General features: G+C 48.0%; 23 protein-coding genes. 10 read left to right on the top strand and 13 right to left on the bottom strand.

Annotated elements, in window-relative coordinates:
• Window positions 1-169 precede the first annotated feature (169 nt).
• The 4 genes from S7335_RS03610 to bchD all read left to right on the top strand — a co-directional run bounded on the left by S7335_RS03610 (window position 170) and on the right by bchD (window position 4,175).
• On the top strand, window positions 170-757 hold the full coding sequence (locus tag S7335_RS03610) for a hypothetical protein (protein WP_006455077.1): 588 nt from the start codon (window positions 170-172) through the stop codon (window positions 755-757).
• Window positions 758-1,039: 282 nt separating this feature from the next.
• On the top strand, window positions 1,040-1,348 hold the full coding sequence (locus S7335_RS03605) for a BMC domain-containing protein (protein ID WP_006455011.1): 309 nt from the start codon (window positions 1,040-1,042) through the stop codon (window positions 1,346-1,348).
• Between the two features lie 277 nt (window positions 1,349-1,625).
• Complete coding sequence (locus tag S7335_RS03600; protein ID WP_006454573.1) at window positions 1,626-1,985, top strand: carbon dioxide-concentrating mechanism protein CcmK; 360 nt, start codon at window positions 1,626-1,628, stop codon at window positions 1,983-1,985.
• Between the two features lie 147 nt (window positions 1,986-2,132).
• Complete coding sequence (gene bchD, locus S7335_RS03595; RefSeq protein WP_006456157.1) at window positions 2,133-4,175, top strand: magnesium chelatase ATPase subunit D; 2,043 nt, start codon at window positions 2,133-2,135, stop codon at window positions 4,173-4,175.
• 23 nt (window positions 4,176-4,198) lie between these two features.
• On the opposite strand, the gene S7335_RS03590 is transcribed toward bchD, so the two are convergent.
• From S7335_RS03590 to S7335_RS03565, 7 genes are all read right to left on the bottom strand, one after another.
• Window positions 4,199-5,839, bottom strand: coding sequence for a cyclic peptide export ABC transporter (locus tag S7335_RS03590; protein ID WP_006457428.1), 1,641 nt, complete (start codon window positions 5,837-5,839; stop codon window positions 4,199-4,201).
• Window positions 5,840-5,974: 135 nt separating this feature from the next.
• The gene (locus tag S7335_RS27665) at window positions 5,975-6,277 is read right to left on the bottom strand and encodes a hypothetical protein (RefSeq protein WP_006457550.1); all 303 of its coding nucleotides are present in this window, start codon (window positions 6,275-6,277) and stop codon (window positions 5,975-5,977) included.
• Between the two features lie 285 nt (window positions 6,278-6,562).
• Window positions 6,563-7,192 (bottom strand): Vat family streptogramin A O-acetyltransferase, encoded by a 630-nt coding sequence (locus tag S7335_RS03585; RefSeq protein WP_006453894.1) that lies wholly within the window; start codon window positions 7,190-7,192, stop codon window positions 6,563-6,565.
• Window positions 7,193-7,519: 327 nt separating this feature from the next.
• Entirely contained in the window at window positions 7,520-7,774 is a 255-nt protein-coding gene (locus S7335_RS03580) for an RNA-binding protein (RefSeq protein ID WP_006455807.1), read from the bottom strand.
• A 260-nt stretch (window positions 7,775-8,034) separates the two neighbouring features.
• A complete protein-coding gene (locus S7335_RS03575) occupies window positions 8,035-8,289 on the bottom strand; it encodes an RNA-binding protein (protein ID WP_006456680.1) in 255 nt (84 codons plus the stop codon).
• Between the two features lie 220 nt (window positions 8,290-8,509).
• Window positions 8,510-9,421, bottom strand: a complete 912-nt coding sequence (locus tag S7335_RS03570) for an EamA family transporter (protein ID WP_006457102.1) — start codon at window positions 9,419-9,421, stop codon at window positions 8,510-8,512.
• Window positions 9,422-9,491: 70 nt separating this feature from the next.
• Window positions 9,492-10,346: a 4-hydroxybenzoate solanesyltransferase gene (locus S7335_RS03565; RefSeq protein ID WP_006453717.1), complete on the bottom strand. Its 855-nt coding sequence runs from the start codon at window positions 10,344-10,346 to the stop codon at window positions 9,492-9,494.
• A 366-nt stretch (window positions 10,347-10,712) separates the two neighbouring features.
• Here S7335_RS03565 and S7335_RS03560 point away from each other — a divergent pair, with 366 nt between their 5' ends.
• The 4 genes from S7335_RS03560 to S7335_RS03545 all read left to right on the top strand — a co-directional run bounded on the left by S7335_RS03560 (window position 10,713) and on the right by S7335_RS03545 (window position 15,535).
• On the top strand, window positions 10,713-12,179 hold the full coding sequence (locus tag S7335_RS03560; protein ID WP_006456288.1) for a nicotinate phosphoribosyltransferase: 1,467 nt from the start codon (window positions 10,713-10,715) through the stop codon (window positions 12,177-12,179).
• A gap of 39 nt (window positions 12,180-12,218) precedes the next feature.
• Complete coding sequence (locus S7335_RS03555; RefSeq protein WP_038015553.1) at window positions 12,219-12,872, top strand: nicotinate-nucleotide adenylyltransferase; 654 nt, start codon at window positions 12,219-12,221, stop codon at window positions 12,870-12,872.
• On the top strand, window positions 12,830-13,630 hold the full coding sequence (locus S7335_RS03550) for an NUDIX domain-containing protein (RefSeq protein WP_083785038.1): 801 nt from the start codon (window positions 12,830-12,832) through the stop codon (window positions 13,628-13,630). Before S7335_RS03555 ends, S7335_RS03550 begins: the two co-directional genes overlap by 43 nt.
• A 198-nt stretch (window positions 13,631-13,828) precedes the next feature.
• Complete coding sequence (locus S7335_RS03545; protein ID WP_006456482.1) at window positions 13,829-15,535, top strand: NAD+ synthase; 1,707 nt, start codon at window positions 13,829-13,831, stop codon at window positions 15,533-15,535.
• 134 nt (window positions 15,536-15,669) lie between these two features.
• Here the strand turns inward: S7335_RS03545 and S7335_RS03540 are convergent, their stop codons facing one another.
• Together S7335_RS03540 and S7335_RS25660 are read right to left on the bottom strand one after the other, a co-directional pair.
• Complete coding sequence (locus tag S7335_RS03540) at window positions 15,670-17,304, bottom strand: DEAD/DEAH box helicase (protein ID WP_006454504.1); 1,635 nt, start codon at window positions 17,302-17,304, stop codon at window positions 15,670-15,672.
• A gap of 488 nt (window positions 17,305-17,792) precedes the next feature.
• The gene (locus S7335_RS25660) at window positions 17,793-19,139 is read right to left on the bottom strand and encodes a matrixin family metalloprotease (RefSeq protein WP_050765763.1); all 1,347 of its coding nucleotides are present in this window, start codon (window positions 19,137-19,139) and stop codon (window positions 17,793-17,795) included.
• Between the two features lie 729 nt (window positions 19,140-19,868).
• On the opposite strand from S7335_RS25660, the gene S7335_RS03530 reads away from it, so the two are divergent.
• Both S7335_RS03530 and sbcD read left to right on the top strand, forming a co-directional pair.
• Window positions 19,869-21,710 carry a nitrogen regulation protein NR(II) gene (locus S7335_RS03530; RefSeq protein WP_006455243.1) on the top strand — a complete coding sequence of 614 codons (1,842 nt, stop codon included), beginning with the start codon at window positions 19,869-19,871 and terminating at the stop codon, window positions 21,708-21,710.
• Between the two features lie 353 nt (window positions 21,711-22,063).
• The gene (sbcD, locus tag S7335_RS03525; RefSeq protein WP_071776905.1) at window positions 22,064-23,365 is read left to right on the top strand and encodes an exonuclease subunit SbcD; all 1,302 of its coding nucleotides are present in this window, start codon (window positions 22,064-22,066) and stop codon (window positions 23,363-23,365) included.
• A gap of 69 nt (window positions 23,366-23,434) precedes the next feature.
• Here the strand turns inward: sbcD and S7335_RS03520 are convergent, their stop codons facing one another.
• From S7335_RS03520 to surE, 4 genes are all read right to left on the bottom strand, one after another.
• Window positions 23,435-24,064 carry a HEAT repeat domain-containing protein gene (locus tag S7335_RS03520; RefSeq protein WP_006454697.1) on the bottom strand — a complete coding sequence of 210 codons (630 nt, stop codon included), beginning with the start codon at window positions 24,062-24,064 and terminating at the stop codon, window positions 23,435-23,437.
• A gap of 256 nt (window positions 24,065-24,320) precedes the next feature.
• Window positions 24,321-24,815, bottom strand: a complete 495-nt coding sequence (locus S7335_RS03515) for a bleomycin hydrolase (protein ID WP_006455006.1) — start codon at window positions 24,813-24,815, stop codon at window positions 24,321-24,323.
• A gap of 74 nt (window positions 24,816-24,889) precedes the next feature.
• Entirely contained in the window at window positions 24,890-25,444 is a 555-nt protein-coding gene (locus S7335_RS03510; protein ID WP_006454729.1) for a bleomycin hydrolase, read from the bottom strand.
• Window positions 25,445-25,651: 207 nt separating this feature from the next.
• Window positions 25,652-26,530, bottom strand: coding sequence for a 5'/3'-nucleotidase SurE (surE, locus tag S7335_RS03505; protein ID WP_006457580.1), 879 nt, complete (start codon window positions 26,528-26,530; stop codon window positions 25,652-25,654).
• Between the last annotated feature and the right edge of the window lie 111 nt (window positions 26,531-26,641).

Raw genomic sequence — 26,641 nt, 5'->3', positions numbered from 1 at the left:
GTAAAACGCAATACTTCTGCCGATATCGACTGTTATAGAGCGCGGTCTATGAGTAGGCGGCCCCAAGACAAATGGTGTGATCGCTCATTTCCTCTTTTTCAGTGGAGTCGTTGATCCGCCAGCTTCCGCACCTTGCTAAAATGGTGCCAAACTTATCACCCGGCGAGCTATGGCCTACACCACCGCCCAGCTATTAGACATTCTCAACGCCGAGATGAAAGCCGCTGTTCGAGGCGATCGCCTACTACTCAGTACAGACAGCCGTATCGACGACCCTGTTATCGCTAAAGCCATCGGCCCTCAAAAACTTAGCCAAATCTACGCTTTTCGAGACTTTCGTGAACAAATTCATCAGTACCAGATTGCTGAGGGCGTCTCAGGTATCGTTTGGCGTGACTGTCGCTTTAAAGGAGAGTCCGTTCGTTTTCCAGAAATTCATCCTCAGCTTACCGCTACTGCTGAAGATAAACTGCGTTTGAGCGCAGCTAAAGGCGCTGTAATTTCCTTTTGGCGGCGGGCGATCACAGGTCTCAATCTCTGGCGAGCTAGCAATCCTCCGGAGCCTATCACCCTAGCGCGCGTCGAAACCCTAATTGAAAGTGCTGAATGGGCCGATGTCGAAGCTACCCGCAGTGAGCTGTATTTGCTCCTGTGCTGGGGAAATCCCAAAGAGAGCTATTACGCCTGGGCCTATCCTGAATCGGGATGCGATCGCATCATTGCCACCGAAGGGCGGCCTAGCGGAATCAAGGTATGAACAATGAATAGCCGGTGATGGTTTTGGGCTTCCGCTTTCGTCCATATAGAAGGCATATTCTTTTTTCCCGCACTGTTGACTTATCGGACGCTGGTGCTTGTGGACTTTGCGATCTATCTTAAGCATTGAACGAGCACTGAACGCAGAAATCACTACCGTTATCCTGAAATCGACTGGGTTGCTTGGTTTTTGATCTAGTCGAAAGCGTATGATGAATTAGTTAGTACAAGTAGCCCGTAAAAAGCTTTCCTGTACCATTATTTCTTACTTTCTCGTTCCCCTATGCCTATTGCCGTTGTCACTATCGAAACTCATGGATTTCCTGCTTCTTTGGCGGCAGCAGATGCGATGGTCAAAGCTGGCCGCGTCACCCTGATCAAAATTGCGCCGGCTGACAGTGGCCATCAGTACGTCGTCGTGCGTGGGCCTAATGCAGAAGTCGAAGCGGCGCTAAAAGCGGGCCTTAAAGCGGCTAATGCCTGTCATGGCGATGGCGCGTATGCACATACGCTGATTCCAAGCCCGTCTCAAAATGTCATTACGACCCTAGAACTGGACTATACAGAAGAGTCTTTGCCGTTTGTCGAGTGACTTCGACTCCGCTCAGCTACCGAGCCGGATGCATGTATGGTCTGATTGCTTCGATAAGAAACGTAGACACTCACCTAATTGAGGGCGTTCCCCTTCTCATCAATTACTGCTGTCGAGTTGCTCAAAAGAGTCTTCGTCTAAGCCTGTTGTAGGGCAATAGCCACTCGACTAGCAAAGTAAGACTGCATCCTTACTTTGCTATACAATCAGTGATGGAGTTCATAGAGTCACTGCAATAGCAAACGGGTGATCTCCATTCACCTTTAGGAGAGCATAGATGGGACAGGCAGTTGGATCACTTGAAACCAAAGGGTTTCCGCCCGTATTGGCGGCAGCAGATGCGATGGTCAAAGCTGGTCGAGTGACCCTAGTTACCTACATCCGAGCCGGTAGCGCTCGGTTCTGTATCAATATTCGCGGCGACGTTTCAGAAGTCAAAGCCGCTATGGAAGCGGGCGTAGAAGCTGCTCAAAACGCGCCGGGCGGTGTACTAGAAACCTGGGTGATTATCCCACGCCCACACGAGAACGTGATTGGTGTCTTGCCTATTCAGTTTGATGAAAGCGTCGAAGATTTCCGCGAGGCTGTAGAAGTCCCCGTCATTCCTGGCAGCAGCACATTGGGTCGACAGTCATAAGAACAATCGCTCTAGATTAAGGTCTTAGACAATTCTGATTGGTTTCGCTACGTGCTGAAGTCCACTGCTACTCTTCGGGGAGGAGGCTCAATAGGTCGCGGTTGACTCTTTCACCCAAAAATCTCTCACAAAAGAAAGTCCCTGCTCATGCCCGCGCTACTGACTAACAATACTCCAGATACATTTCCGCTGATGGCTGTTGTCGGCCAGGATTCTATCAAGTTTGCGCTGTTGCTTTGTGCGGTTGATCCAGGTCTAGGCGGGGTTGTTATTGCCGGACGAAGGGGGACGGCTAAATCTGTATTGGCAAGGGCACTTTATCAGCTTTTGCCGCCGATTGAGATTATTCAGGGCTCGTGCAACTGCGATCCAACCAACCCAAAAGAGTGGGACGATGAGACTGCTGGCCGGTTTGCGGCAGATACGCCGTTTGACGAGTTGCCTACCCAAGTGATCAAAGCTCCCTTTATCCAGATTCCTTTGGGAGTCACTGAAGATCGCCTGCTAGGTTCTGTGGATGTGGCGAAGTCTATTCGGTTAGGAGAAAGTGTCTTTCAGCCAGGACTGCTAGCAGAGGCGCACCGAGGAGTGCTTTACATCGATGAGATTAATCTGTTAGATACTCAAATCAGCAATTTGTTGTTGACTACGCTGACAGAAGGGCGAAACAAGATTGAGCGAGAAGGCATTAGCTTTCAGCATCCCTGTCGACCGCTGATGATTGCAACGTATAACCCGGAAGAAGGGGGCTTGCGAGAGCATTTGTTGGATCGGATTGCGATCGCGCTGTCCGCAGACGCTGAACTCAGCATAGAAGATCGCGTTGCCGCAGTCGGACAAGTCAATCAGTTTGCCAACAACCCCAAAGCCTTTCTGGCTGATTTTGAAGAAGAAATCGACACGCTCAAAACTCAAATTGTGTTGGCTCGCGAGTGGCTAAAAGATGTGACTATCACCACCGAGCAAATTAGTTATCTAGTCACCGAAGCGATGCGCGGTGGGGTAATGGGCCACCGGGCCGAACTGTTCGCCGTTCGCGTCGCCAAAGCCTGCGCGGCCCTAGATGGTCGGGCCATCGTCAATGCCGACGATCTGCGTAGCGCTGTAGAACTTGTGATCGTACCGCGCTCTAGTGCGATTCCGCCGATGGAAGATGAGCAGTCCCCGCCCCCGCCCCCACCGCAGGATCAGCAGCAAGAAGACTCTGACGATAATCAGGACGAGTCTGATAGCGAGGATGATAATGAAGACGATAACGAAGAGTCAGAACAACCTGAAACGCCACCTTCTATTCCCGAAGAGTTTGTCTTCGACGCCGAAGGCGTGGCCATGGACGAAAATCTGATGTCTTTTGCCGAAAGCACTGGCAAGCAGGGCGCGTCAGGTAAAAATAGCGTTATCTTCTCTGACGAAAGAGGGCGATATATCAAGCCTTTCATTCCATCTGGTCAAGCGCGCCGAATTGCGGTAGATGCTACTCTTCGTGCCGCTGCGCCTTACCAGAAAGCTCGTCGCGCTCGCCATCCTGATCGAAAGGTGATTGTCGAGCAGGCAGACATTCGCGCCAAAAGGCTGGCCCGTAAGGCCGGTTCACTGATCATTTTTGTTGTAGATGCCTCGGGTTCAATGGCATTAAATCGGATGCAGAATGCCAAAGGTGCGGTGCTAAGTCTGCTGACTGATGCGTATCAAAACCGCGACCAAGTGGCGCTGATTCCGTTTAGAGGCGAGCAGGCTGATGTGTTGTTGCCACCTACCCGGTCGATTACCGCTGCCAAGCGAAGATTAGAAACGATGGCCTGTGGCGGAGGCTCACCGCTGGCGCATGGATTGATGCAGGCGTTGCGCGTGGGCATGAATGCTCAGAAGTCTGGTGATGTTGGTAGCGTAGTGATTGTGGCGATCACCGACGGTCGTGGGAATGTACCCCTCGCTAGATCCTTAGGCGATGAGCTAGATGAACCGGAAGAAAAGCCAGATCTTAAAGCAGAGCTACTAGAGATCGCTGGGAATATTCGCACAGCCGGCTATCAGATGCTGGTGATCGATACTGAACGGAAGTTTGTTTCTACTGGCTTTGGCAAGGAGTTAGCAAAAACAGCAGGTGGCAAATATTATCAACTGCCGAAGGCGACTGATCAGGCGATCGCGTCAATGGCTCGCAGCGCTATGTCAGAAGCTAAGGCTTGAGGCAATAGAACCATAAAATTGCATCATAGGCGTTGTGGCACTTCGTCCGATTCGATCTGGCCATAGTCTAGTTTGATGATGCGATCAGCAATGTGAAAGTAGTGATCGTCGTGGCTGATGACGATGATCGTTTTTCCGCGTGCAATTAGCTCGCCTAATAGCTGAGTGTAGAAAATTTCTCGAAAGACGGGGTCTTGATCGGCAGCCCACTCGTCGAATAGATAGAGGGATCGATCTTCTAGATAGGCAGCTAGTAGCGCGAGTCGCTTCCTTTGCCCTTGCGATAGAGCGGTCGTAGAAAGCTGACCGTTCTGAATAGAGACTTTTTCCTCTAGCTGCAGCTTTTCTAGATAGTTTTGAGCAGTGCTTCTAGGAGTGACTTCTTCAAGCGAGGTTTCTTCAGTGCTGACTAGCCGCTCGAATAGGTAGTAGTCTGAAAAGACGGTAGAGAAAAGCTGCCGATACCACTCTCTGTTAATATCTGTAATCGGTTCGTTATCTAGAATTAGCTGGCCCGAGTCAGGAATGTACAGACTTGTAATTAGCTTAGCAAGGGTAGACTTGCCGCTACCATTACCACCAACGATGAAAATTAGCTCGTTTGCCTTGATTGTTAGATCGATCGGTCCAACTGTAAAAGTCCCATCTATTTCCTCACTACGGTAGGTATGGGTTACTCCTTCTAGGGTGAGGGTTCGCCAAGCCGGGAAGTGACTGCTTTTGGTAGGGGAGCTAATTTCTGCCTGCTGGGATAGGGTAAGTCCCATTTCTGTGACTTTGCGAATAGAGGCGTTAGCGCTAAGCAAGTTAGGTAGACGTCCGAGCAGCCCTTCTATATCGCTAACAACGTACGTCAGCGTCAGAATGTATGCTGGTAGAACGGGGCGGATGTTAGGGACAAGCTGAGGAACCCCAAACAACATGATGCCAATGAGGGTAAAGAACAACAGTTGGCCGCTACCTGTAGACAGGGAAGCTAGCTTAAAGGCGGTTTTGTTGTAGTCGCGAGTGGTCGCAGCAGTCACCCGCAAATCTTCGTCTATAAAGCGCTGCCGCCTAAGCGTATTTAGCTTCAGCTCTTTAATTCCTTCAGTAATGCCACGAAAGTTCTTGAACAACCGATCAACTTCTTCACGGGCAAGGGCAATGTAGCGGTATGCTGCGGTGATTAAAGTCTGGACAAGCGCGATCGCAACAACGAGAAAGGCGACTACAAGCGCTACACCCTGGGTAGAAAGAATACCTAGATAGAGCAGACAGCCGCAAATAACAGCGATGTCAATGCATAGATAAGGAAGTACGAAAACAGAATTTGAGATAGACTGCACGTCTTCCGTCAATACGGCGAGTAGATTGCTAGGTCCAACTGCTTCTAGCTGCTGTAAGGGTGAGGCGAGAATTCGCTGGCTAAGCCGCATCCGTAGCTGATAGACCGAATCTTGAGCGAGATCGATTAGTAAGAACTGAGAGATTGCGCCAGTGACGAGGGCAAGTAGCGCTAGTCCTGCAAAGGGAAGGATGAGCGATCGCGGTGTTCCCTGTTCTATCGCCGTATTAATTAGGGCAATCAGCGCCGCACTGCCCACACCGCTAATCAAACCAGAAACAACCGCCACTACTACACTTATCCAAGAAGATCGCAGCAGCATCCAGATAATGTCCATGAGCTAACAAGCTAGTAAGAATGAACGCTTTCTAAGGATAGAGAAGATGTGGAGCCTATGACACCAAGACTATGACACCGAGCCTATGGCAGGGAGACTACGGCGATATGTCAATACTAGAAAGCAAACCATCAGTTACGACAACAGTGACCGAATGCACATTGCCTGCTGCTGTCTGCGCCCGATAGCGCTGCCAGATACTGTTAGGGTGAGCTGCGCGTTCGAGCAGGTTAAGGGACTCGATCGTGTGTGCTTGGATGTATTGCCGAACCTGCTTAGAATCGACTGACCGCGTAGCGTCTGTAGGGCGATTATTCTTTCAGGTGTATGGGCGATCGCTCGGTTATCCCCGTTCACATAGGCCAAAATCTGCTTAGTGAGCGCCGGTTTAAGGTCGAGGATAGCCGCAGTCTCTCTATTGACGATCTTTAGGACCAACCGGAGACCGTAGTCAACGACTCGTCCGTTGCTGAGCCCATCGAAGTTATATTAACTGAATAGAGAAAGAAACGTGATTTTGCTACTAGGTCAGGAAAAGAACAACAAAGAGATTGCTTAGGCGCTACACCTCAGTTAGGGACAGTTCGCAATCATATCAGCCGAATTGTGAGTGGATTAGAATTGCGTGATTGCACTCAAGCCGCGCTTTGGGCGCAGAAGTATCTGAAACATCTGTAAAGCTCTCAAAGTTCAATCATAGGCCACGTTCCATCACGGCTTTACTCACACAGCTATTAGCGCCTCTATATCGGCCTGAGTGATGATTTCTAGATTGCGTGTGATCTTTTCAATATCCCAGTTCCACCAGGCAATCTGTAGCAGTGATCGCACTGTTTGATCATCGAACCGCTGACGCAAGCACTTCGCTGGATTGCCACCTACAACCGTGTAGGGCTCCACGTCTTTCACAACAACAGATTTCGCCGCGACAATTGCACCATCGCCAATTTTCACACCAGGCATGATAGTTACCTCGCAGCCAATCCACACATCGTTGCCGATCACTGTATCTCCTTTATATGGGAAGTCTCCAGCTTGCGGCGTCACCTTTTCCCAACCGTTGCCAAAGATATAGAAAGGATAGGTCGAGAATCCGTCTAGCTTGTGATTTGCGCCATTCATAATGAATTTTGGATTGCGGGCGATCGCACAGAACTTTCCAATAATCAGCTTGTCGCCGATGAAGGGAAAGTGATAGAGGACATTGCGCTCGAAATTCTCTGAATCTTCTGGATCGTCGTAATACGTGTAGTCGCCAACAACAATGTTGGGATTAGTCACCGTATTCTTGATAAAGCAAATCTGAGGAAACCCTGCCATCGGATGCTTGCTATCAGCGTTTGCTCCATGCATTTTGTCGCCTGACTAAAGGGCTCTATCTAAACAATCGCTAGCTATGATAGTCCTAACGCCACCTAAATATTGCTATGCAAACGGGAAAATTAACCATACCGATCTTCAAGAAGAATCAGATGAGTCAACTCACTGAAATGATCACCGTCACCAATCATCAGGCAACAGTTGAAAACGTTGCCGATGATTGGAGATGGCTCATACCTCTATGCGGTTTGATCTCTTGCTAATACCGACCGAGAATATCAAAAAGCCCCAAACTCAAAGAAGAGGTCAGGGCTCAAGGTAGATCTATCTGTTAGTTAATTGTCTGACCAATACAGAAGCTTAACGGCGAGGTTCGCGAGGCTTGGCTTTGTTGACACGCAAATCACGACCCATCCACTCAGCGCCATCAAGCGCTTCGATAGCAGCATCTTCTTCAGAATCAGAGCTGAGGTCAACGAATGCAAAACCACGAACGCGCCCAGTCTCACGGTCAGTCGGCAAGGTTACTCGCTTGACAGTTCCGTACTCAGCAAAAACGCCATTGAGGTCTTCTTGGGTGACATCATAGGAAAGATTCCCTACATAAACGCCCATAATCTTTATCTCCAAAAAATAGGTGAAAGAACGAAAATTGAGAAAAACGAAAGTTGGAAAAAGTTGTTGAATACTCTGTCAGTGCATGAGAGTAAAGATTTTGTTCGCACAGTTAGCCTCAATACAGCTACCCCTGTAGACAGTGTTCTGCCTAGGTAGCGTGTCGGGAGACACAATTCAAGGAACACAATAAGCCTCGAACTCAACAGAGCTCAAGGCTTCTCTCTAGTCACTTACGTATTCACTAGACATGCAAATTCTTAACGACGCGGCTCGCGCGGCTTAGCTTTGTTCACGCGCAAGTCACGTCCCATCCACTCAGCACCGTCCAAAGCCTCGATTGCCGCTTGCTCTTCTTCATCAGAGGACAAGTCTACAAAGGCAAAGCCTCGTACGCGGCCAGTTTCACGATCTGTTGGTAGGGTTACACGCTTGACAGTTCCGTACTCGCCAAAAACAGAGTTAAGGTCGTCTTGGGTGACATCATAGGAAAGGTTTCCTACATAAACGCCCATACAAGTAGTCTCCAAAAATTAAACAGGGTATTGAGAATGATAAGTCGGTCGGAAGCCTGTAAAAATTAAGGAAGATCCCTTTAAACAGAAAAGCAAACCTGTAGCCGATATCGATTTCTTCATCACCATCTTATATCCAATTTAGAGAATAGATCACAGATGCAACGCAAATATCGTCACAAATTGCTAAGTTCACTCTAATGCCCATCCAAATGCTCACCTATCTCAAGGACATCATCACTACGCCGCTGACCATAATGCTAGCACCTAGAAGGCGAGCCCTAAGCCCTTTCTCTCTAAAAATGAAATGACCGAATAAGACGGATAGCAATGCGCTCATACGCTTGACAGCAATCACCTGGGCAACTGGGGCCATCGTCAGCGCTAGCATCTGAAAGGTAATTGCGATCGCATTGAATCCGCCTGTCGTCGTCAATAGTCGCCACTGACACAGCAAAGGCTTGAGCCCAGCACTAGGCTTTCGCCAGAACACAAAGGGCACCATACCACCTGCGATCAACGTAAATAGAGACATTGCCCAAAATAAGGGTGAGGAATTAACAACGCCAATTTTGTCAAAGTTAGAAGTAATGCTCCAAATAAAGGCCACGCAGAGCATCAGGCGGCTGCCTGGATTTTGAACCATAGACAGTAGAGGTGCCCAAAATTTTTTGCGAGCGCCATTCTGATAGGGGTTGGAAAGATTAGCTTGGGAGGAAATAGTTGGCGTGATATTAAGGACATAGGAGCCAACAACTAAAAGGATGGCGCCCAGTGCGTCAGCTAAGGTGGGTCTCTCGTTAACGATAATTGGGGAAGTAATAAGTAGGAACAGAGGTGTAAGGGTGACCAGAGGAACAGTGAGCGAAAGATCGGCAATCTTGATAGCGCGAACGTAGAGCGTGAAGGCCAATATGTTGAGCCCTCCACCAATTAAAAGAGCCCACCAAAAGTTTGGCTCAAGGGTGGGAATCCCGCCAGAAAACCAGAGGATTGGCAGCATGAGTACAACGCCTACAGCCATGAAGCTGAACAAGACAGAATATTCGTCTAGGGTTTTGAGGCTTTGTTTTCCAGTGGCGTCTTTACAGGCCTCGAAGAAAGCAGTGAGCGAGGCAAAAAAGAACCACATATTTAGGGCGAGAAGAGGATAGAAGGTGGAGGGAAAGATAAAGTGGGAAAGGAAGAAAGCTGCTAGATTTTTAGAGAACAGAAAGAGCCATACCGGCTAGTAAGATGAAGCCGATGGTGACGTTTTGGCGAAATAAATTGCTGAAAACTTTTGGAGATGTAGGGAAGTGGGTAAGCTGACGGTACTGGCGATACCAGAGGTAAGTGCTGATAGCTAGAGATAGCCAGTAGAAGATGCCAAGAGACATCACCAGACCCAGCCAAAGCAGCATTAAGACAGTACCGAGGTAAAAAAGTCCGACCGCTTGGGGGACTCTAGATCCAAAGAATAGGGCGCTAGAGTTGATGCCGAGCTTTCGATCAAAGTCGCGATCTGGGATGGCATAGACGGTATCGAAACCTAGGGTCCAAAAAACGGTAGCGGCCCACAGTAGCCAAGTGGCAAATTCAATCGTACCTGTCACTGCGCTCCAGCTAATTAAGACTGCGAAGCCCCACGCAATAGAAAGAACTAGCTGCGGAACGGGAAAGACTCGTTTGGCTAAGGGGTAGAGCACAATCACCGGGAGGGCTGCGACACAGAGCCAGAAGCTCGTTGGATTGAGATAGAACGAGAGCCCCCAAGCGCAGAGAAAAGAGACCAGAGCAACTGCGATGCCTACTTTCGCAGAGAGGGCCTTAGCTGCTAGTGGACGATTGCGAGTGCGTTCTACCTGTGGATCGATGTCGCGATCCCAAAGATCATTGACGACGCAGCCACCGGCGCTAGTGGCAAGCGTTCCTAGAACGATCACACCCAGTAGAGGAAGATCTGGTAGGCCACGCTCTGCTAAAAAGATGGCCCACAATGCTGGAATCATTAAGATCAAACGGCCTTCTGGTTTGTCCCAACGCAGAAGGCGAACAATAGCCATTCGAGTGGTCATTGGAGCGGACTGATCAGATGAGTCACGAGGGCCTTCCTGGGACACTTTTCGGACGATGGGGTTCATATAAAGAGGCGTTGAAAAGAGAAAGTAAAGACCATCTCTCACGATACTTTAGTTTTTTCGCACCGTCTGAAGGAATTTAATTTGAATAAGTATTCAATACGTTATTTTGGTTCCCTTTACTAAATAGAAGCTAGATAGAAAAGAGAATAGTCGCATGCTGCCTCGACAAGTTAATCATCTACAGCCGAGGTAAATATAATGAAATCGTCATCTACCGAATAAAGAAGTAGCGCTATCAAAATATTTATGGTTAAAATAACCATAAATCACTGTGGTTAGCGTATACGTTAACGAAGGCTAATGGATCTTTCTCTCAATGGGACTTCAACGCCAGCTTCTCAGCCCGATGCCCTAGCAGCTTCTTCGGCCATCGAAAAAGGCATCGGTGTAGGGCTAATGCGATCGCAGTCTATGGACTCCCTAGCACAGCCGCTTTCGGTTCTACCGGGTGAGTATGGGCTGCTAAACGATCTATATCAGCTAACGATGTCGGCCTGCTATACAGGTGAGGGAATAGCGAATAAGCCAGCTAGCTTTGAGCTATTTACACGCAAATTGCCCTCCGGCTACGGCTATCTAATTGCGATGGGCCTAGAGCAAGGGCTGGACTATCTGCAGAACTTGAGCTTTAGTCCAAAGCAGATTCTAGCGTTGCAAAAGACAGGTCTTTTTGATGACGCACCGAATAGCTTCTGGGGATTGTTGGAAGAGGTCCGTTTTGAGGGCGATGTCTGGGCGGTGCCAGAAGGAACGGCGATTTTTGCCAATGAGCCGATGTTGAGAATTGAGGCTCCGCTATGGCAGGCACAGATCGCAGAGACCTATCTATTAAATACGCTGAACTACCAGACGCTAATCGGGACGCGGGCAGCTAGGATACGGCAGGCGGCTGGGCCAGAGGCGAAGCTGTACGAGTTTGGCACGCGGCGAGCCTTTAGTCCGCAGGCATCGCTTTGGGCGGCAAGAGCTGCGATCGCAGGTGGGCTAGATGCCACTTCTAATGTACTGGCTGCGCTGAAGCTCAATCGTAAGCCCGTAGGGACGATGGCGCATTCTTTAGTGATGGCAATCTCGGCGCTAGAGGGCAGTGAAGACGAGGCTTTTGAAGCGTTTCATCGCTATTTCCCTGGCGCACCGCTATTGATAGATACTTATGATACGGTAGCAGCTGCAGAGCGATTGGCTCAGAACGTTGCCGCTGGGCTACCGTTGAACGGTGTGCGAATAGATTCGGGTGATCTAGCCAAGGACTCTCAGCAAGTGCGATCGCGTCTTCCTGATACACCGATTTTTGCCAGCGGCGATCTCGATGAATACGCCATTGCACGGTTGCGCTCACGAGATGCCTGCATTGATGGATATGGATTGGGGACTAAGCTAGTAACTGGCCCGCCTGTCAATGGCGTTTATAAACTGGTCGAGATTGATGGCACGCCGGTGATGAAAGAGTCTCGAGATAAGCTGACCTATCCGGGCTGCAAGCAGATTTTTCGTCAGTATCAAGACGGACAGATCGTCGGTGACCGCTTGGCTTTAGCGATAGAAAGTACGCAGCAAGGTGAAGTGCCACTTCTAAAAAGAGTCATGCATGATGGTATGCGACTCTCAAAGGCGCAGAGCCTAGATGAGATTGCTCTGCGCACTGCTCAAACGGTTCAAACCCTACCTGAGTCTGTTCGCCGCCTAGAAAATCCTGAGTCTCTACCAGTCGATCTTTCGCACGGATTAGAGAGTCTCATGCGGTCTACGCAAAAACAGTCTCTTTAGGCGACTGCTCTTTTTAGCTCTTTTTTCTTCCGGTTGCTCATGCGCTTGCTTCCAAAATCACCCCGCATTGCTCTTTTTGGCACTAGTGCCGACCCGCCACACCTAGGACATCAGAGCATTCTACTTTGGCTGTCATCCCATTTTGACCAAGTGGTGGTTTGGGCTGCCGATAATCCCTACAAAGAAGAACAGTCTCCTCTCGGCAATCGCGCTCATATGCTTCGTCTTTTAGCAGACACGCTCTCCACCTTAGAATCAAGAAATAATATCAGCGTTAATCAGCAGCTGAGCGATCGCCATTCTATTAATTCCATCATCCGCGCTCGTAGACTCTGGCCAGAAGCTAAATTTAGCTTTGTAGTCGGATCAGATCTACTCGACCAACTACCCAAATGGTATCGGGCCAAAGAAATCTTTAACCAGGTCAATCTTTTGGTTTTTCCTCGACCTGGATACCCTATTGAGGAATCGTCACTGATAAAACTTCAACAGTTAGCTAGCGTTGATATCGCTCATCCACCGGCGCAATATGATGTCTCATCGAGTGCCTACCGCCAAACTCGCTGTGATCATGCTAGGCAAACGGCCCATTTTTTCGATGACCTCCCTGCTGTCATCCGCGACTACATCACCGAGCACGACCTCTACCCATGCCTACAACAAACCACCCCAGCAAAAACCTCGAGTCGCTAGTATCGGCACCGCCTACAAACCGGCCCACAGAGCCAATAGAACAACCTACGAGATCAACAAGACTGGCTGATTTTAAGGTAGGTGTAGATACCGTGATCTTTTCAGTAGATACGGTACAGCATCGTTTGCTGGTTCTACTGGTAATGCGGCACCAAGGCCCCTTTAGCGACTATTGGAGCTTGCCTGGCACACTTGTCAGAGAAGGTGAATCACTAGAGGATGCCGCCGATCGCGTGCTGACAGAAAAAATACGAGTCAACAACCTCTACCTAGAACAACTTTTTACTTTTGGTGGCCCGAACCGAGACCCTAGGGAATCTGAAGATGCTGATAATATGCGCTACCTTTCGGTCAGTCACTTCGCGCTAGTTCGCTTTGAAGATACGGCGCTAATTGCTGATGGCGTTAGCGGCATTGCCTGGTATCCCCTAGATAGAGTGCCTCAGCTCGCGTTTGATCACAATCAAATCTTGACCTACGGCTATCAGCGACTGCGCAACAAGCTCGAATATAGTCCGGTTGCGTTTGATGTGTTACCTAAGATGTTCACCTTAGGTGATGTCTATCAGCTCTATGCAACGGTACTAGGTGAAGACTTCTCTGACTATTCAAACTTTCGAACTAGGTTGTTGAAGCTAAGAGTATTGAAAGAGACCGGCATCAAAACCTCTCGCGGAGCGGGGCGACCGGCTAGCCTCTACCAGTTTGACGCGGAAGCCTTTGAGCCGTTGAAAGATAAGCCAATGGTGTTTCTATGAACTAGTTACTGCGAACTAGCTTTCATGACCTATTCGACTCCTGAGTACAGTTACTTCGATACGTTGGCCCCAATTCGGTTTGCTTATAAGGGCTTCTTACCAAGATAGAACAGCGCCACAACTTCTAGCTTCTCTTTTTTTCAATTATCTCTTCAATCATCCGTTCCTATCGCTAAATCCTAAACTTATCCCAACCTTATGAAAATTGCGATCGCACAAATCAATCCTACCGTCGGCGATCTTTCTGGCAATGCCCAACGTATTCTCGAAGCTGCGATTCAGGCCGCCGATCTTGGCGCAGATTTAGTGCTGACCCCAGAGCTATCCCTGTGTGGCTATCCCCCTAGAGATTTGCTAATGCGGCCAAGCTTTATCACCAAAACGAAGAGACAAGCAGAAGCACTAGCAAAAGCGTTACCTTCAGATTTATCTGTGCTGGTCGGCATTGCCGAGGATAATCCAAGCGCGGCAATGCAAGGACAAAAGCCTATCTTCAACAGTATGGCGCTCTTGCAGTCTGGAAAAGTGAAAGAGGTTTTTCACAAGCGACTACTGCCCACGTACGATGTATTTGACGAAGATCGCTATTTCGAGTCGGGGACAAAGGCCAGTAGTTTCCTTTTACAGGCAGAGCGCGAGTCTATTCATGTTGGCGTTACCATCTGCGAAGACTTGTGGAACAATGAGACTTTTTGGGGTAAGCGGACCTATTCTATTAATCCCACTCAAGAGCTAGTCGAGAACGGTGTCGATCTTGTCGTTAATCTATCGGCATCTCCCTATGTGTACGCCAAACAGGTGCTAAGAGAAGACATGATTGCCCACGAGGCCAAACAGCATCAAAGAGCCATTGTCTATGTTAACCAGGTTGGTGGAAACGACGATCTCATCTTTGATGGACAAAGCGTTGCTTTCAATCGTCAAGGAGAATTAGTCTGCCGAGCAGCCGCTTTCTCCACAGATTTAAAGCTGGTCAACTTTGATATTGACAAGCAAGATTTACAGCCAGCGGTTATTGAGACTACGCTGCTAGCAGCGGATGCAGAGATCTGGTCAGCGTTAGTGTTAGGGGTCAAAGACTATGCCCGTAAGTGTGGCTTTAGAAAAGCAGTAATCGGCTTGAGTGGAGGCATTGATTCTGCCCTAGTGAGTGCGATCGCCGCCGAAGCCCTTGGCCCTCAAAACGTACTCGGTGTTCTGATGCCTTCCCCTTATAGCTCCAAGCATTCCATCAGCGACGCTGAGCAGCTCGCCAAAAATATTGGTATACCTACCGAAACAATTCCTATTGGCCAGCTAATGTCAGGCTATGAGAAGACGCTAGACGATCTATTTAAAGGAACAGAATCCGATGTTACAGAGGAGAATCTACAGTCTCGTATTCGCGGAAACCTATTGATGGCAGTTAGCAATAAGTTTGGACATTTGCTATTAACAACCGGCAACAAGTCAGAAATGGCCGTTGGTTATTGCACGCTCTACGGTGATATGAACGGCGGTCTAGCAGTCATTGCCGATGTGCCCAAAACCCGAGTATATTCTATCTGTCGTTGGTTAAATCGAAAGCAAGCGCTTATCCCGAATAACATCATCACCAAGCCACCTAGCGCTGAGCTAAAACCCGGACAGGTGGACCAAGATTCGCTACCAGACTATGAAATCTTAGACGATATCTTAGAGCGACTAGTTCAAAAACAACAGTCTGCAGACGACATTGTTGCCGCAGGGCATCCAGCGGCAACCGTAGAGAAGGTTGTTCGTCTAGTCACCCGCTCAGAGTTCAAGCGTAGGCAAACGCCGCCTGTGTTGAAAGTAACTGATCGCGCGTTTGGTATGGGTTGGCGAATGCCAATTGCTAGCCAATGGTCTCTAGAGCTTTCTGCAGAGTCAGATAAGTCAAAGTAGAACAAGAAGCCTATGACAAGCGCTACATTGTCCAAACTAGCCTGATAGCTGTCTAGCATGGACGCTGTTCTATAGCATTCGTTGAGTGGCTTAGGAGAGATTTATCAATTGAGACCATTGTATGCCTACTATGTTTATGTTTGTCGATCCTGGTAGCATGAGATCCTGTGCCAAGTCTCAGGACCAACCTCTTTCTCGAACTCTGTTATCACCCACTCTTCTAGATCGCCTGTGATCTTTCGGGCGCTACGATATAGGTAGTCAATGATATCGAGCTGCTCGTCCCATGTCGGTTTCGCACCATACAGAGACCCAAAGCACCATTCTGCTCTAGGTTCGCGTCCGCACTGATCCATGAAGGTCCTATCGGCCCAGCCGGGTCCTCTACCCTGTTTATAGGCCCGTCGCCGGTGCCCATGATATAGCTCTATTAAAGTTGGAACATCTTTGATCTGTTGAGCTTGAGCGTTCGAATATATTTCCACCATATTCTCGGTGTTTATAGGCCGCTCGCTAATCCATTGATGAGCGCAATCTGGGCATTTCACGATGAAGGAGAGAACAATTCTGCCACAAGCAGGGCAAGGCTTCGTTGGCGGTGCGCCGCCACCGCCAGAGGAGGCTGCTCTCGTAGGTAGTGAATAGCTTTCTATATCTTCAGGAAAGCCTAGCCGCTGTAGATTTCCAGCTTGATCGAGGATAATTCCGTACTCTTTGCCCGTCTGGGGCGAAATCCGCATCACCCGTCCTAGCTGTTGAAAGTGCATGGCGCTAGACATCGTCGGGCGTAGCATCAAGCCTACCTCTACGCTAGGCTCATCAAAGCCAATACTAATCACATTGCAGGAGGTCAGCACCATAAGCTCGCCGACCTTAAGGGCCTGATACAGCCGCTTTCGCTCTTTAATCGACGTGTTGCCATCGACTGTCTCGGCGCTGATACCTGCTTTTTGAAATTCTGCGGCCACGTGGTTAGCATGTTCTATATCTACGCAAAAGGCAATTGTGCGCTTGCCTTTACCAATGCGGAACCACTCTTGAACAATCTTTTCTACAAGTTCGATGCGATCGCAAGCATTCTTTAGATCTTGTTCATCATAGTCACCTCTAGCTGTCTTAACCGCTTCTAAATTCGCCATGCTGTCCCTAGGCATGCTGTAATACTTCATTGTCGACAGATAACCCATCTCTTGCAGCACATTGGGCACCGGAGAAGACACTAGCGTTTCTAAATAATCTCCTAACTGTTCTTTTCCTAGCCGCAGCGGAGTTGCTGTCATTACCAAATGAACAGCATTCGCATGAGTCTTTGTCATTACCTTCTTGCCCACCTGGCTAAAGAGGGTGATGTGTCCTTCGTCATAAAACACCACATCCGCTGGCCACTTCTGCCACCATCTGCGCTTCGCCATCGTCTGAATGCTGGCGATCTGAATCGGTGCGTCCCGGTTCTCTTCCCATCCGGCTTTGATGAAGCCACACTGTAAGCCAAAGGCCTTCATCTTTTCATAGGTTTGACCCACCAGCACATCTAAATGCACCAAAAACATTAACCGCTTACCCGCCGCTTCGGCATGGGCGCAGATCTGCCCACTAATAACTGTCTTTCCAGCGCCCGTACCCGCGATAATGGCAACTCTCTTATGGCCAGCGTTCAGCTCCTTATAGAGATCCTTGATTAGCGTTTCCTGATAGGGCCTGAGTTTGGGAGGCCCAGAGGCTATAGACGCAGCGATGATAGGCTGCGCTTCATCGAGTTGGCTAGGCACAACGACACACGGGTTGTAAATTGTTTGTCGTTCAATAGGATATACGTATAGAAGCTCAATTTGCTATGCGCTCAGCTAGTCGTTATGACGTCTAACCACATATATAGTAATGGCCGGATGCATACTCTGCGAGAAGGTAAAGCCTATGGTCATTGCTGACCACTTAGCTCTTCATGTATTAAGGGTTTCAGCCCTAGAAAGCGTGTAGAACTAAGTGGCGAAAGCTGTAGCTTTCGTAGATTTGCTTTGGACATGCTCATCGGCTAAAACCGTTACAGCAAACAACGCACTGCATTCTGCTACTTGCTAAGCACTCAGCTTCATAGAAGGCGGGTTGTAGCGTTTGATCATGCTATAAGCGAATGTAGATTGCTATATCATCGAATCAGATAGTGTTAATTCTGAGAAAAAATATTCAAAGACTGTGGCGTACATACTCTCTTGTGTGAATTGCTTAAACAAGTGAAATGCTTAAACAAGTGAAATGCTTAAACAAAGATGAATGCTTGAGTTTGTAGCGTCAACCCATTATTGCCACGAACGATCCCAATCAGCTCAGCTTCATCCCCTGCGTTTAAGAAGATGCCTTGTCCGCCTTCGCTACCTTTAGGTGCGCTTCCTATAGAATAGTCGCCGGCACTGCCGTGAAGCTGAATGCGATCGCCTTCATTCGATCGAAAGTCCGAGATAAAAGCATAGTCACTAGTCCCTACCGTGTCGGAGAGTCCATCATCATAGAAACTTCCTGCTTGATTTCCCAACACGAACAAGTCACTTTGGGCTCCGCCTATAAGCGTGTCCTTCTCTCCGATACCTTTCTTCCCAACCCCTTTCTCACTATTGTCTACGCCTACTAAAGTATCACTTCCTTTACGTCCACTAAGATAGTCATTGCCTGTGCCACCCACTAATACATCTTTACCCTGCTCACCAATTAGACTATCGTTCCCCTCTCCGCCATCTAGGAAATCGTTGTTTGCATTTCCAAACAGCTCATCATCGCCGCCTTCCCCAAAAAGCTGGTCGTTACCCTTATCCCCAATTACCGTATCAGACCCCTCTCCTGCGCGAATCTGGTCATCTCCGTTTAGCCCCTGAAAGGTTTGCGATCTCTTACTACCTAGAAGCACGTCATCAGCATTGGTCCCTAGCACCAAAGCGGCGTCAGAGTTCGGTACTTCGAAGACTGGCTTGACTAATCCCTTTCCCTTTCCATACAGCGCTCGAATACCCTCAATATCATCGCTATATAAAAAAGCAGTCCCTAGTCCCGAATAGATGTCGGATGCAAAAGGATGCATAACAGCGTCCTTGTTGGATTCATGATTTAGACCTAGCGTATGGCCAATCTCATGAACAGCAACTGCTAAGAAGTCGAACGCGCTGTCTGTTTGGTCTATTGCCCAATTTTCACTACTATCGAAGTCGATCTCTGTTGCTAAGTCGCCAAAATAGGTCAGTGCTGCTTCTCCTAAAGTACCACCGCTGCCGTCGATCGTTCTGTAGCCGATTCGAATATCTGCTGCATCGGGGTTGCTTTGCGACTTTCTCCCCGTGTCATCCACTTCAACAAAGTTGAGCGGTGCATATTGAGCCCACAGTTCAAAAGATTCTTCGATCGCTGATCTCATCTCCGATTCGGTAATACCGCCTTTGATTCCTCCATCGAGCAAATTGTCATAGCTGTAGGTCAGTGTGATTTCTGAGCCTTTGCCGTTAGGCTGCTGCCATCGAAAGAGCGGATCTTGTAAAGAGAATCCTAATTTGATTGTGCTACCGTCTGAGGTGAAAGCAGCATTTAGTTTCATATCCGAATTAATATCTGAGATGTTCATGGAGTTAAATTTTTTGACATTGTTGAGATGTTCTTATCTGGGTAGAGCTTCAGTAAAACTTGTTCAAGCGCTCGCGATTTCTCTACGATCTCTCTAGTGAAGTAACTGCATAGACTTTTTCCCAAAATAGACTGTTTTTCCCAAAGAAAGTGAATGACAATTGCAGCTTAAAGTCCTTACTTTTAAAGAAACCTATGCTCTCAAATTGTGCGTTTCGATCATCGTGCGTTCTGAATCCTTACTGCCCGCCTTTCAAAAGTGTTCGTACTCTAGAAGAAACTCAGACCTCTAGGCTACTATCATCAAAAGCTGCTATCTTCAGCAGTCTCATCCTCTATAACGCTGCATTCCATAAAGCGATATATTCAGACAAATTAGACAAAGTTTATACAAAGGTGCAGGCTCTTCCCATATCTCTAACAGGCTATACGTGAGAGGTAACATACTATGAGAACGCTTGTATTCCTGAAGAGAATATCAGCAAACAGAACTTGATCGAACGGGGTCACATCATCAGCGTTTGATGAATTATACCGTATAAACACTTAATCTGCGATAGTCGCTCTAGCTATCGATCACGTTTGCTTTGTGTGGACTATTTATATGGAATGTCCTCTTGTTCGGCTTCCTTTCACGAAAGCGCATATAATTCTAATTCGATTACTTTATCTCTATCACTCTATCAGTGAAGCTACCAAGAAGCCTCTAGAAGTGAGGTCTTAAGAAACTGTGCCATCCTCCACACCACCTAGGCCCAAAGTAGATCTGCTAAGTTTCTTGCGATCGCGACTTTCTCAGAAAATCGTACTTTCCGTTTTCGGAAGCATCGTTGCGATTGAAGGACTTATCCTGATTCCATCTGTCATGCGTCGTCAGCAAGAACTGCTAGAAGGGCTAAGGCAGCAATCTTTAGCTAGTTTAAAGGTCGCCACAGTGGATGTGAAAACGACTGATGAAGTTGTCTTTCCTAATCAACTACTTGCAAAGCTCAGTCGGCTAGAAGCCATTCCTGTTGTGGTAGGTGGGAGCCTCTATAACGCTAGGGGTGAGCTAATCGGCAGCTTCGGCGAAGCGCCGACTATGACGTTTTCAGACTTCTCAGCTGAAGAAGATGCGGTAGACTTCAATCCTAATTTGGATAGATACGAGACAGCTCAATCGTTTCCCCTAGTTGGGATTCCTCACTGGGTGGTGATCAACCACGATACTACCAGCGTACGGCGGGAGGTCGGCGCGTTTGTCTGGCGTATCTTCGGGTTAGTCCTGCTTATTTCAGTTGTAGTTACGCTGACTACAATGGTGGTTTTACGGGCTGTATTGATCTCACCTATACTCGCGCTAAACGATGATTTACTAGAGGCAGCGCCCGCTGCTCTAAATGAAGAGAATACGACAATGCAGCCGTTCAAGTCGCTTCGTTATCGGTACAAGAAAGACGAGATAGGGGCGGTTATTTGTGCTTTTCAGCAAATGTTTGAGCGAATTTCTACTAACATCGCACAGCGTCAGCAGGCAGAAAACCAGCTTAGAGATAGTGAAAACCGCTTTCGCACGTTAGTAGAACAGGCAGCAGAATCAATCTTTGTTTTAGATCAAGATGCAAGAATCTTGAATGTTAACCAGTTTGCCCTGGATAGTTTGAATTATGAGCGCTCTGAATTAATTCAGTGTCGCCTATTTGAGATTAACCCGGCGTTCACACCTCAAGACTATGACTTACTTTGGCAAAGGCTACAGGCTGGGATGCCTATCACTATAGAAAGCGTTCACCGCCGCAAAGATGGCAGTTGTTATCCTGTAGAGATCCGGGCTAGTTTTATAAAGATGACGGGTGCGCAGCAGGCACTGGCGCTAGTACGAGATATCAGCGATCGCAAGCAGGCAGAGAAAGCACAAGCGCGCCTGGCAGAGATTGGTCAACTTGCTGCCATGATTGTCCACGAGGTTCGTAATCCTTTTACAACTGTATATATGGCACTTTCTACTTTCCAGACCATGGAACTGCCGCCTAGAGGAAAGATGCGGCTATCTCTTGCTATGGAAGAATCGGAGCGATTAAAGCGGCTACTCAATGAGATCTTGGCCTATTCTAAAGAACAAAAGCTAGCTGAAGAAGCGATTGAAATTAACGACTTATCAAGAGAGTTACTCGGTTCACTACAAGACTCGCCAGCGGCAGTAGATAAAAATATACAGCTGACCACGCCGTCAGAGTCATTGGTGGTCAAGGGTGATCGTGACAAGCTCAAACAGGTATTAATTAATTTAGTCACTAATGCCTGCGAAGCCATTCCAGCCAAAGAAACGGTTACTTGGCAGTTGCAGCGTACCTCTCAACAACTGATCGAAATCCAAGTTCATAATGGTGGCGATCCGATTCCGCCCGAAGTTCTTCCGAAGCTTACTCAGCCTTTTGTCTCTACGAAAGCCAATGGTAATGGTCTAGGATTAGCAATTACTAAACGCATTGTTGAAGCTCACCAGGGCAGTATGACCATTAGCTCTACAGCGCATGAAGGTACAACTGTCACTGTCTTCCTCCCACTATCTACAAACTTGATTAATCGCTAGAAGCCGATGAAAGTGTACAAGTAAAGAGAAAGATTCTTGGCTTTCAACATAATTACACCAACATAATTACACCAAGCTTGATTTGCCGATAAAAGGAGAACCTTTAGCGCCGACTAACGACAATATTCACAAGTTAATAGAATTCTAATAAGTAGAGTCACTAACAACTCCTACGGCTGTTCTACCCACGTTTTATCAACTAAAGAAAATCTTTAAGGAGAGGCGATAGCATAGATTAGACGCTGGGTTAAAACGATGAGTGCTAGAGTAGTCACATCAGGTGCGTTTGCCATTGCGTATAAAATATAAGCAAGTTTCTCTTTTGTACAAGTTCTGCGCTTCTAGCTTGATTCATGGTTAAAATTCTGCATTTATCAGATACTCACATGGGCAGTGGCTTTAGTCATGGCCGGATTAACCCAGAAACAGGATTGAATACAAGACTAGAAGACTTTTCGCGCGCGCTAAGCAAATGCGTAGACAATGCGATCGCCCAGAAAGTGGATCTGGTTCTTTTTGGCGGCGATGCCTTTCCTGATGCGACCCCGCCGCCTTATATACAACAGGCATTTGCCAAGGAATTCTGCCGCCTAGTCGACGCCAAAATCCCGACTGTTCTATTGGTGGGCAATCACGACCAGCATGCTCAAGGTGCAGGCGGAGCTAGTCTTTGTATCTACCGCACCCTCGGCGTTCCAGGATTTATTGTAGGAGATACCCTAACGACGCATCGGATCGAAACTAAAAGGGGCCCCATTCAAATCGTAACGCTTCCTTGGCTCACCCGCTCTACGCTGCTCACCCGCCCAGAGACTCAAGGACTTTCGATGGAAGAGGTCAGCGAGCTGCTATTAGAGAAGCTACGAATTGTTTTAGAAGGAGAGATTCGCAAATTAGACAAAGCGCTGCCAACGGTACTATTAGCGCATGTAATGACAGATACTGCCCGCTATGGCGCAGAAAAAATCCTAGCGGTTGGTAAAGGATTTACAGTACCTATGGCGATTCTTGCTCGCGACTGCTTTGACTATATTGCCTTGGGTCACGTCCATAAGTATCAGCAGGTCAACCAATCTCCCTTGGCTATCTATCCTGGCAGCATTGAACGGGTAGATTTTAGTGAGGAAAAGGAAGAAAAAGGCTATGTCCTTGTAGAGATTAGTCAGGGAAAAACAACCGCAGAATTTCAACCTTTACCAGCACGGGCGTTTAGAACTGTAGAAGTTGACCTAACAAAAGTAGAGAATCCGCAGTCGTACTTGATAGAAGCAATTGAGCAGGCAGCAATCACGCAAGCGGTAGTCAGAGTAATTTATCAGGCCACTGCTAGTCAAATAGAGATGATAGATAATGCTGTTATTGGTGAGGTATTAGCCGCGGCGCATAGCTATACGATCCAACCACAGCTTGTTAGCATGACCTCTAGGCCAAGGCTGCCTGAACTAGGAACAGATAATACGCTGCTGCCAATGAATGCGCTACAGGCTTATTTGGATAATCGAAAAGATTTAGTTGCGATCGCTCCAGATATTCTACAAGCGGCGCAATCGCTTTTGAACCAAGACCCGAACGGTGATAAGACTATAGAGAAAGAAGAAAAAGAAGATTTGCTCAGCGTCGAAACAGAAGACAGTCAACAGCTTAGACTTTTGTAGAGAGTTTGTAAGACCCTATAGAGTTTGTAGGGATAGAGTTTGTAGGGAAGATTGTGGAGCTGCGTAGGCTTATTGAGTTCGTAGGCTGCCTTTTGCCTCTTTTGTTGCTATTATCTGCTCTAAACGAGGTAGCGCACTTTCAGCGGTTTCCCTGATGTAGCTATCGACCGAATCATCGGTAATTAACTGACGCAAGACTTCAAGCGCTCGAGGATCTCCAATGGAGCCTAGGGTGTTTGTGATAGTAAGGGCGATCGCCACGTTATCTGTTGTCTTTAGCGCCTCTAGCAGCGTGTCAACAGCCGGCACACCGACTTCCCCTAGCGACATTACTGAAGCAATCTGCACAACTGGATATGGATCATTCATTGCCTGCCGCAATCCGTCTAAACCTTCGATAGGAAAAGGCTCGTCTGGATGGTAAACCGCAATTTGAGCCATTGCTTTTGCACAGCTAGCTCGCACTGTGTCGTTCTCGCTATTAATCATCTGTTCGACTACTCTGGGAACAGAGGCCATGCCGATCGCACCCAGGGTCTTTACACAGGCGCGCCGATAGACTACATCGTCTTCTCCTAGCGCTGCCATGAGCTTAGGAATAGTCTGCTCGTCACGATTATCTACAATCTCTATCATGGCCCGCTGCCGCATAGCTGGATTAGGATGCTTAAGCTGATTAAAAACAGAGTCGGCGACCATGGCAACGGATCAGTAAAGATAATACAACACAAAAAAACTCCTGGGAAATCCCTATCACAAAGGCATTAGCCAGGAGCTTTTAGTCTTTAACGTTTCACGCTTTTTTTAACGTCTTTCAAGCAATAGGTCAGGGAACTGAACCAGGCTCACTCTTGTCTGCTTACTTTTCTCCATAGAGTTGCTAGATAGAGCTAACAAGTGTAGGCAAGAGCTACAACTTGCCAGCTCTACGAGTTGCTAGCTCTACGAGCGCGATCTATGAGAGTGAGTTGATCACGTAGTCAAGCAGCGCACGGAACTCAGTGAGAGCCTGAGGGGACATGTCACGAGGAGCACAAGCGCGATCACGAGTGAACTGCATAGCAGTTACATAAGGCGCTGTTGGCAAGTTCAAGGAACGATACACTTCACGTGCACCAGCAATGCCCCACTCGTCTAGAGGACCTGTGCCGCCAACAACTAGGCAGTAGTTGATCAGGCGTAGGTAGTGCTTGATGTCGCGAAGGCACTTGTCCTTCTTACCCTGGTTGCCGCCTGCTTCACCTTCGTTAGTGAGGTAAGGATACTTCTTAAAAGCAGCATCATAAGCTTCTTGAGCAACCTGGTCTAGACCAGAATTGAGCTTCTCAGCGGCTTCTAGGCGAGCAGCGGCACGCTGCAATCCACCTTGAACGGCCTGCAGATCAGCAGAGCCAGGGAAGCGTCCGGCAGCATCAGCCGAAGCAATAGCGGAAGTAACAACTGATTTCATTTCTCAAATCTCCAAAGTTAGTTATGTTTGATCGGTTAGTTAAATAAACTCAAAAGCTAATTGCCATAAGGCGATTAGGAAAGAGCCGATACAACGCGATCAAAATAGCCAGCAGCTTCAGAAGCTAGAGCAGAGCAGTCTCCTTCTGGCGCATCGTTCTTGTTATAGCGAGTACCACCAGCTTCGGGGCTGTTAGTTCCCTTGAGGTGAGCGATACTAGAAGCCTTCATGATGTTGACTGCCCGGGCAGCAGAACCAGTGGGTACGCCTAGTGCAGCGTAAGTTTCTTTCAAACCGTTTAGGCAACGATCATCGAGTACGGAAGCATCACCTGCAAGCAAAGCGTAAGTGACATAGCGCAAAACGATCTCACCATCGCGCAGGCAAGCGGCCATGCGACGAGTGGGATAGCAGTTACCACCTGCCTGGATCAAGCCAGTGTTCTCGCAGATCATGCCAGAAACAGCATCAGAAACGATACAGCTAGCGTTGGAAGCGATCGCATTAACAGCGTCTAGACGCTTGTTTCCTTCGGAAACAAAGCCCTTTAGCGCTTCGAGTTCGTCGCCACCGATAGTAGCGGTCTTAGAGTCGGCCGAAACAACGGCTCTAGAGAAAGCGTCAAGCATTAAGCTCTCCTTCTTCTTAATACAGCAACTGACCCTTTCTGTGGTCAGTGATACAAGACTACGAGAAGTCCCGTCATCTAGTCCGCTTTATTAAAAACAAAGCAACAATCCGTTACAATCTTCTCATGATTATCCTCAACACCCCTGGCAGCAAGGAAATACAAATCTTTACAAACCTTGAGCTGCGTTACATAAGTACATCAAATCCTAATATTTTGCAGTACCCGGTACTTCTTTCAAGCTTTGCTGCTTCCATGCGTCAATAGACGGCAACGCTGTATAGGCCGTTAAATTTCCTTGAAGTGGGGTGATCGTGATGTGGTTTTTCTTGATGGCCTGCACGTCTGTCATAAACCGCTGGCCGACTTCTATCAAAGCTCTACTCAATACAGTGTGACTCGGCGAGCTAAATGCCTGCTCGACTGGCATTGGAATTTCAGCATCTTCTTCCTCCATAATCTCCCCTGCTAGCCAGTAATAGATCCTGCCTCTAGGATCGACCCGTTTCTCAAATTGATCGAAGTATCGTCGTACGCCTTGATGGGTGATGACTGGCGGCTGAATCTTCGCAACTTCTACAGGTGGAATATTGACATTCAAGAGCACCGGCAGAGATAACGGTTGCGTTTCTAGCGCTGTGATCAGATGAACGGCAAAATTAGCGGCAGGCTGAAAGTTAGGGTAGCCGCTAAGCAGACTAATCGCGATCGCGCTCACGCCTTCTAGTACCCCCTCCATTGCTGCTGATACTGTGCCGGAATACAGCACATCCGTTCCTAAATTAGCTCCGTGATTGATTCCTGATACTAGAAAGTCTGGTTTTTCTAGCAGCAGTGCGTCTAGTGCTAACTTCACACAGTCCGATGGTGTTCCAGAGCAGGCCCACGCCGTTACCTCTGGGTCAAAGACACCTTCTGCCTGCTCTACCCGAAGTGGTTCATGCAGGGTCAATCCGTGTCCTGTTGCTGATCGTTCTCGGTCAGGGCAAACCACGGTTACTTGGTGACCAGCCTTTGCCAACTTATTTGCCAGCGTTCTAATTCCCAACGCGAACACACCATCGTCGTTGCTCACCAATATCTTCATAGCTTACTTCCTTGTGAAGGTCCCTATGGGCTAGACCTCTCTGGCAGGTTAACATAGACTAATTTGCACAATTAGTAGGTTCTCTATAGCCTGCTTGTTTAAATCTTGTTT

It is taken from the genome of Synechococcus sp. PCC 7335, assembly GCF_000155595.1.
Classification (GTDB): Bacteria; Cyanobacteriota; Cyanobacteriia; order Phormidesmidales; family Phormidesmidaceae; genus Phormidesmis.
Note: the sequence above shows the minus strand (reverse complement) of the source record. Positions and strands in the feature narration are given on the sequence as shown.

Bases quoted from the DNA above. Each gene is read 5' to 3' on its own strand.
- S7335_RS03610 (WP_006455077.1), top strand. From the start codon at position 170: ATGGCCTACACCACCGCCCAGCTATTAGACATTCTCAACGCCGAGATG.
- S7335_RS03605 (WP_006455011.1), top strand. From the start codon at position 1,040: ATGCCTATTGCCGTTGTCACTATCGAAACTCATGGATTTCCTGCTTCT.
- S7335_RS03600 (WP_006454573.1), top strand. From the start codon at position 1,626: ATGGGACAGGCAGTTGGATCACTTGAAACCAAAGGGTTTCCGCCCGTA.
- bchD (WP_006456157.1), top strand. From the start codon at position 2,133: ATGCCCGCGCTACTGACTAACAATACTCCAGATACATTTCCGCTGATG.
- S7335_RS03590 (WP_006457428.1), bottom strand. From the start codon at position 5,839: ATGGACATTATCTGGATGCTGCTGCGATCTTCTTGGATAAGTGTAGTA.
- S7335_RS03585 (WP_006453894.1), bottom strand. From the start codon at position 7,192: ATGCATGGAGCAAACGCTGATAGCAAGCATCCGATGGCAGGGTTTCCT.
- S7335_RS03580 (WP_006455807.1), bottom strand. From the start codon at position 7,774: ATGGGCGTTTATGTAGGGAATCTTTCCTATGATGTCACCCAAGAAGAC.
- S7335_RS03575 (WP_006456680.1), bottom strand. From the start codon at position 8,289: ATGGGCGTTTATGTAGGAAACCTTTCCTATGATGTCACCCAAGACGAC.
- S7335_RS03570 (WP_006457102.1), bottom strand. From the start codon at position 9,421: ATGTGGTTCTTTTTTGCCTCGCTCACTGCTTTCTTCGAGGCCTGTAAA.
- S7335_RS03565 (WP_006453717.1), bottom strand. From the start codon at position 10,346: ATGACCACTCGAATGGCTATTGTTCGCCTTCTGCGTTGGGACAAACCA.
- S7335_RS03560 (WP_006456288.1), top strand. From the start codon at position 10,713: ATGGATCTTTCTCTCAATGGGACTTCAACGCCAGCTTCTCAGCCCGAT.
- S7335_RS03555 (WP_038015553.1), top strand. From the start codon at position 12,219: ATGCGCTTGCTTCCAAAATCACCCCGCATTGCTCTTTTTGGCACTAGT.
- S7335_RS03550 (WP_083785038.1), top strand. From the start codon at position 12,830: ATGCCTACAACAAACCACCCCAGCAAAAACCTCGAGTCGCTAGTATCG.
- S7335_RS03545 (WP_006456482.1), top strand. From the start codon at position 13,829: ATGAAAATTGCGATCGCACAAATCAATCCTACCGTCGGCGATCTTTCT.
- S7335_RS25660 (WP_050765763.1), bottom strand. From the start codon at position 19,139: ATGAACATCTCAGATATTAATTCGGATATGAAACTAAATGCTGCTTTC.
- sbcD (WP_071776905.1), top strand. From the start codon at position 22,064: ATGGTTAAAATTCTGCATTTATCAGATACTCACATGGGCAGTGGCTTT.
- S7335_RS03520 (WP_006454697.1), bottom strand. From the start codon at position 24,064: ATGGTCGCCGACTCTGTTTTTAATCAGCTTAAGCATCCTAATCCAGCT.
- S7335_RS03515 (WP_006455006.1), bottom strand. From the start codon at position 24,815: ATGAAATCAGTTGTTACTTCCGCTATTGCTTCGGCTGATGCTGCCGGA.
- S7335_RS03510 (WP_006454729.1), bottom strand. From the start codon at position 25,444: ATGCTTGACGCTTTCTCTAGAGCCGTTGTTTCGGCCGACTCTAAGACC.
- surE (WP_006457580.1), bottom strand. From the start codon at position 26,530: ATGAAGATATTGGTGAGCAACGACGATGGTGTGTTCGCGTTGGGAATT.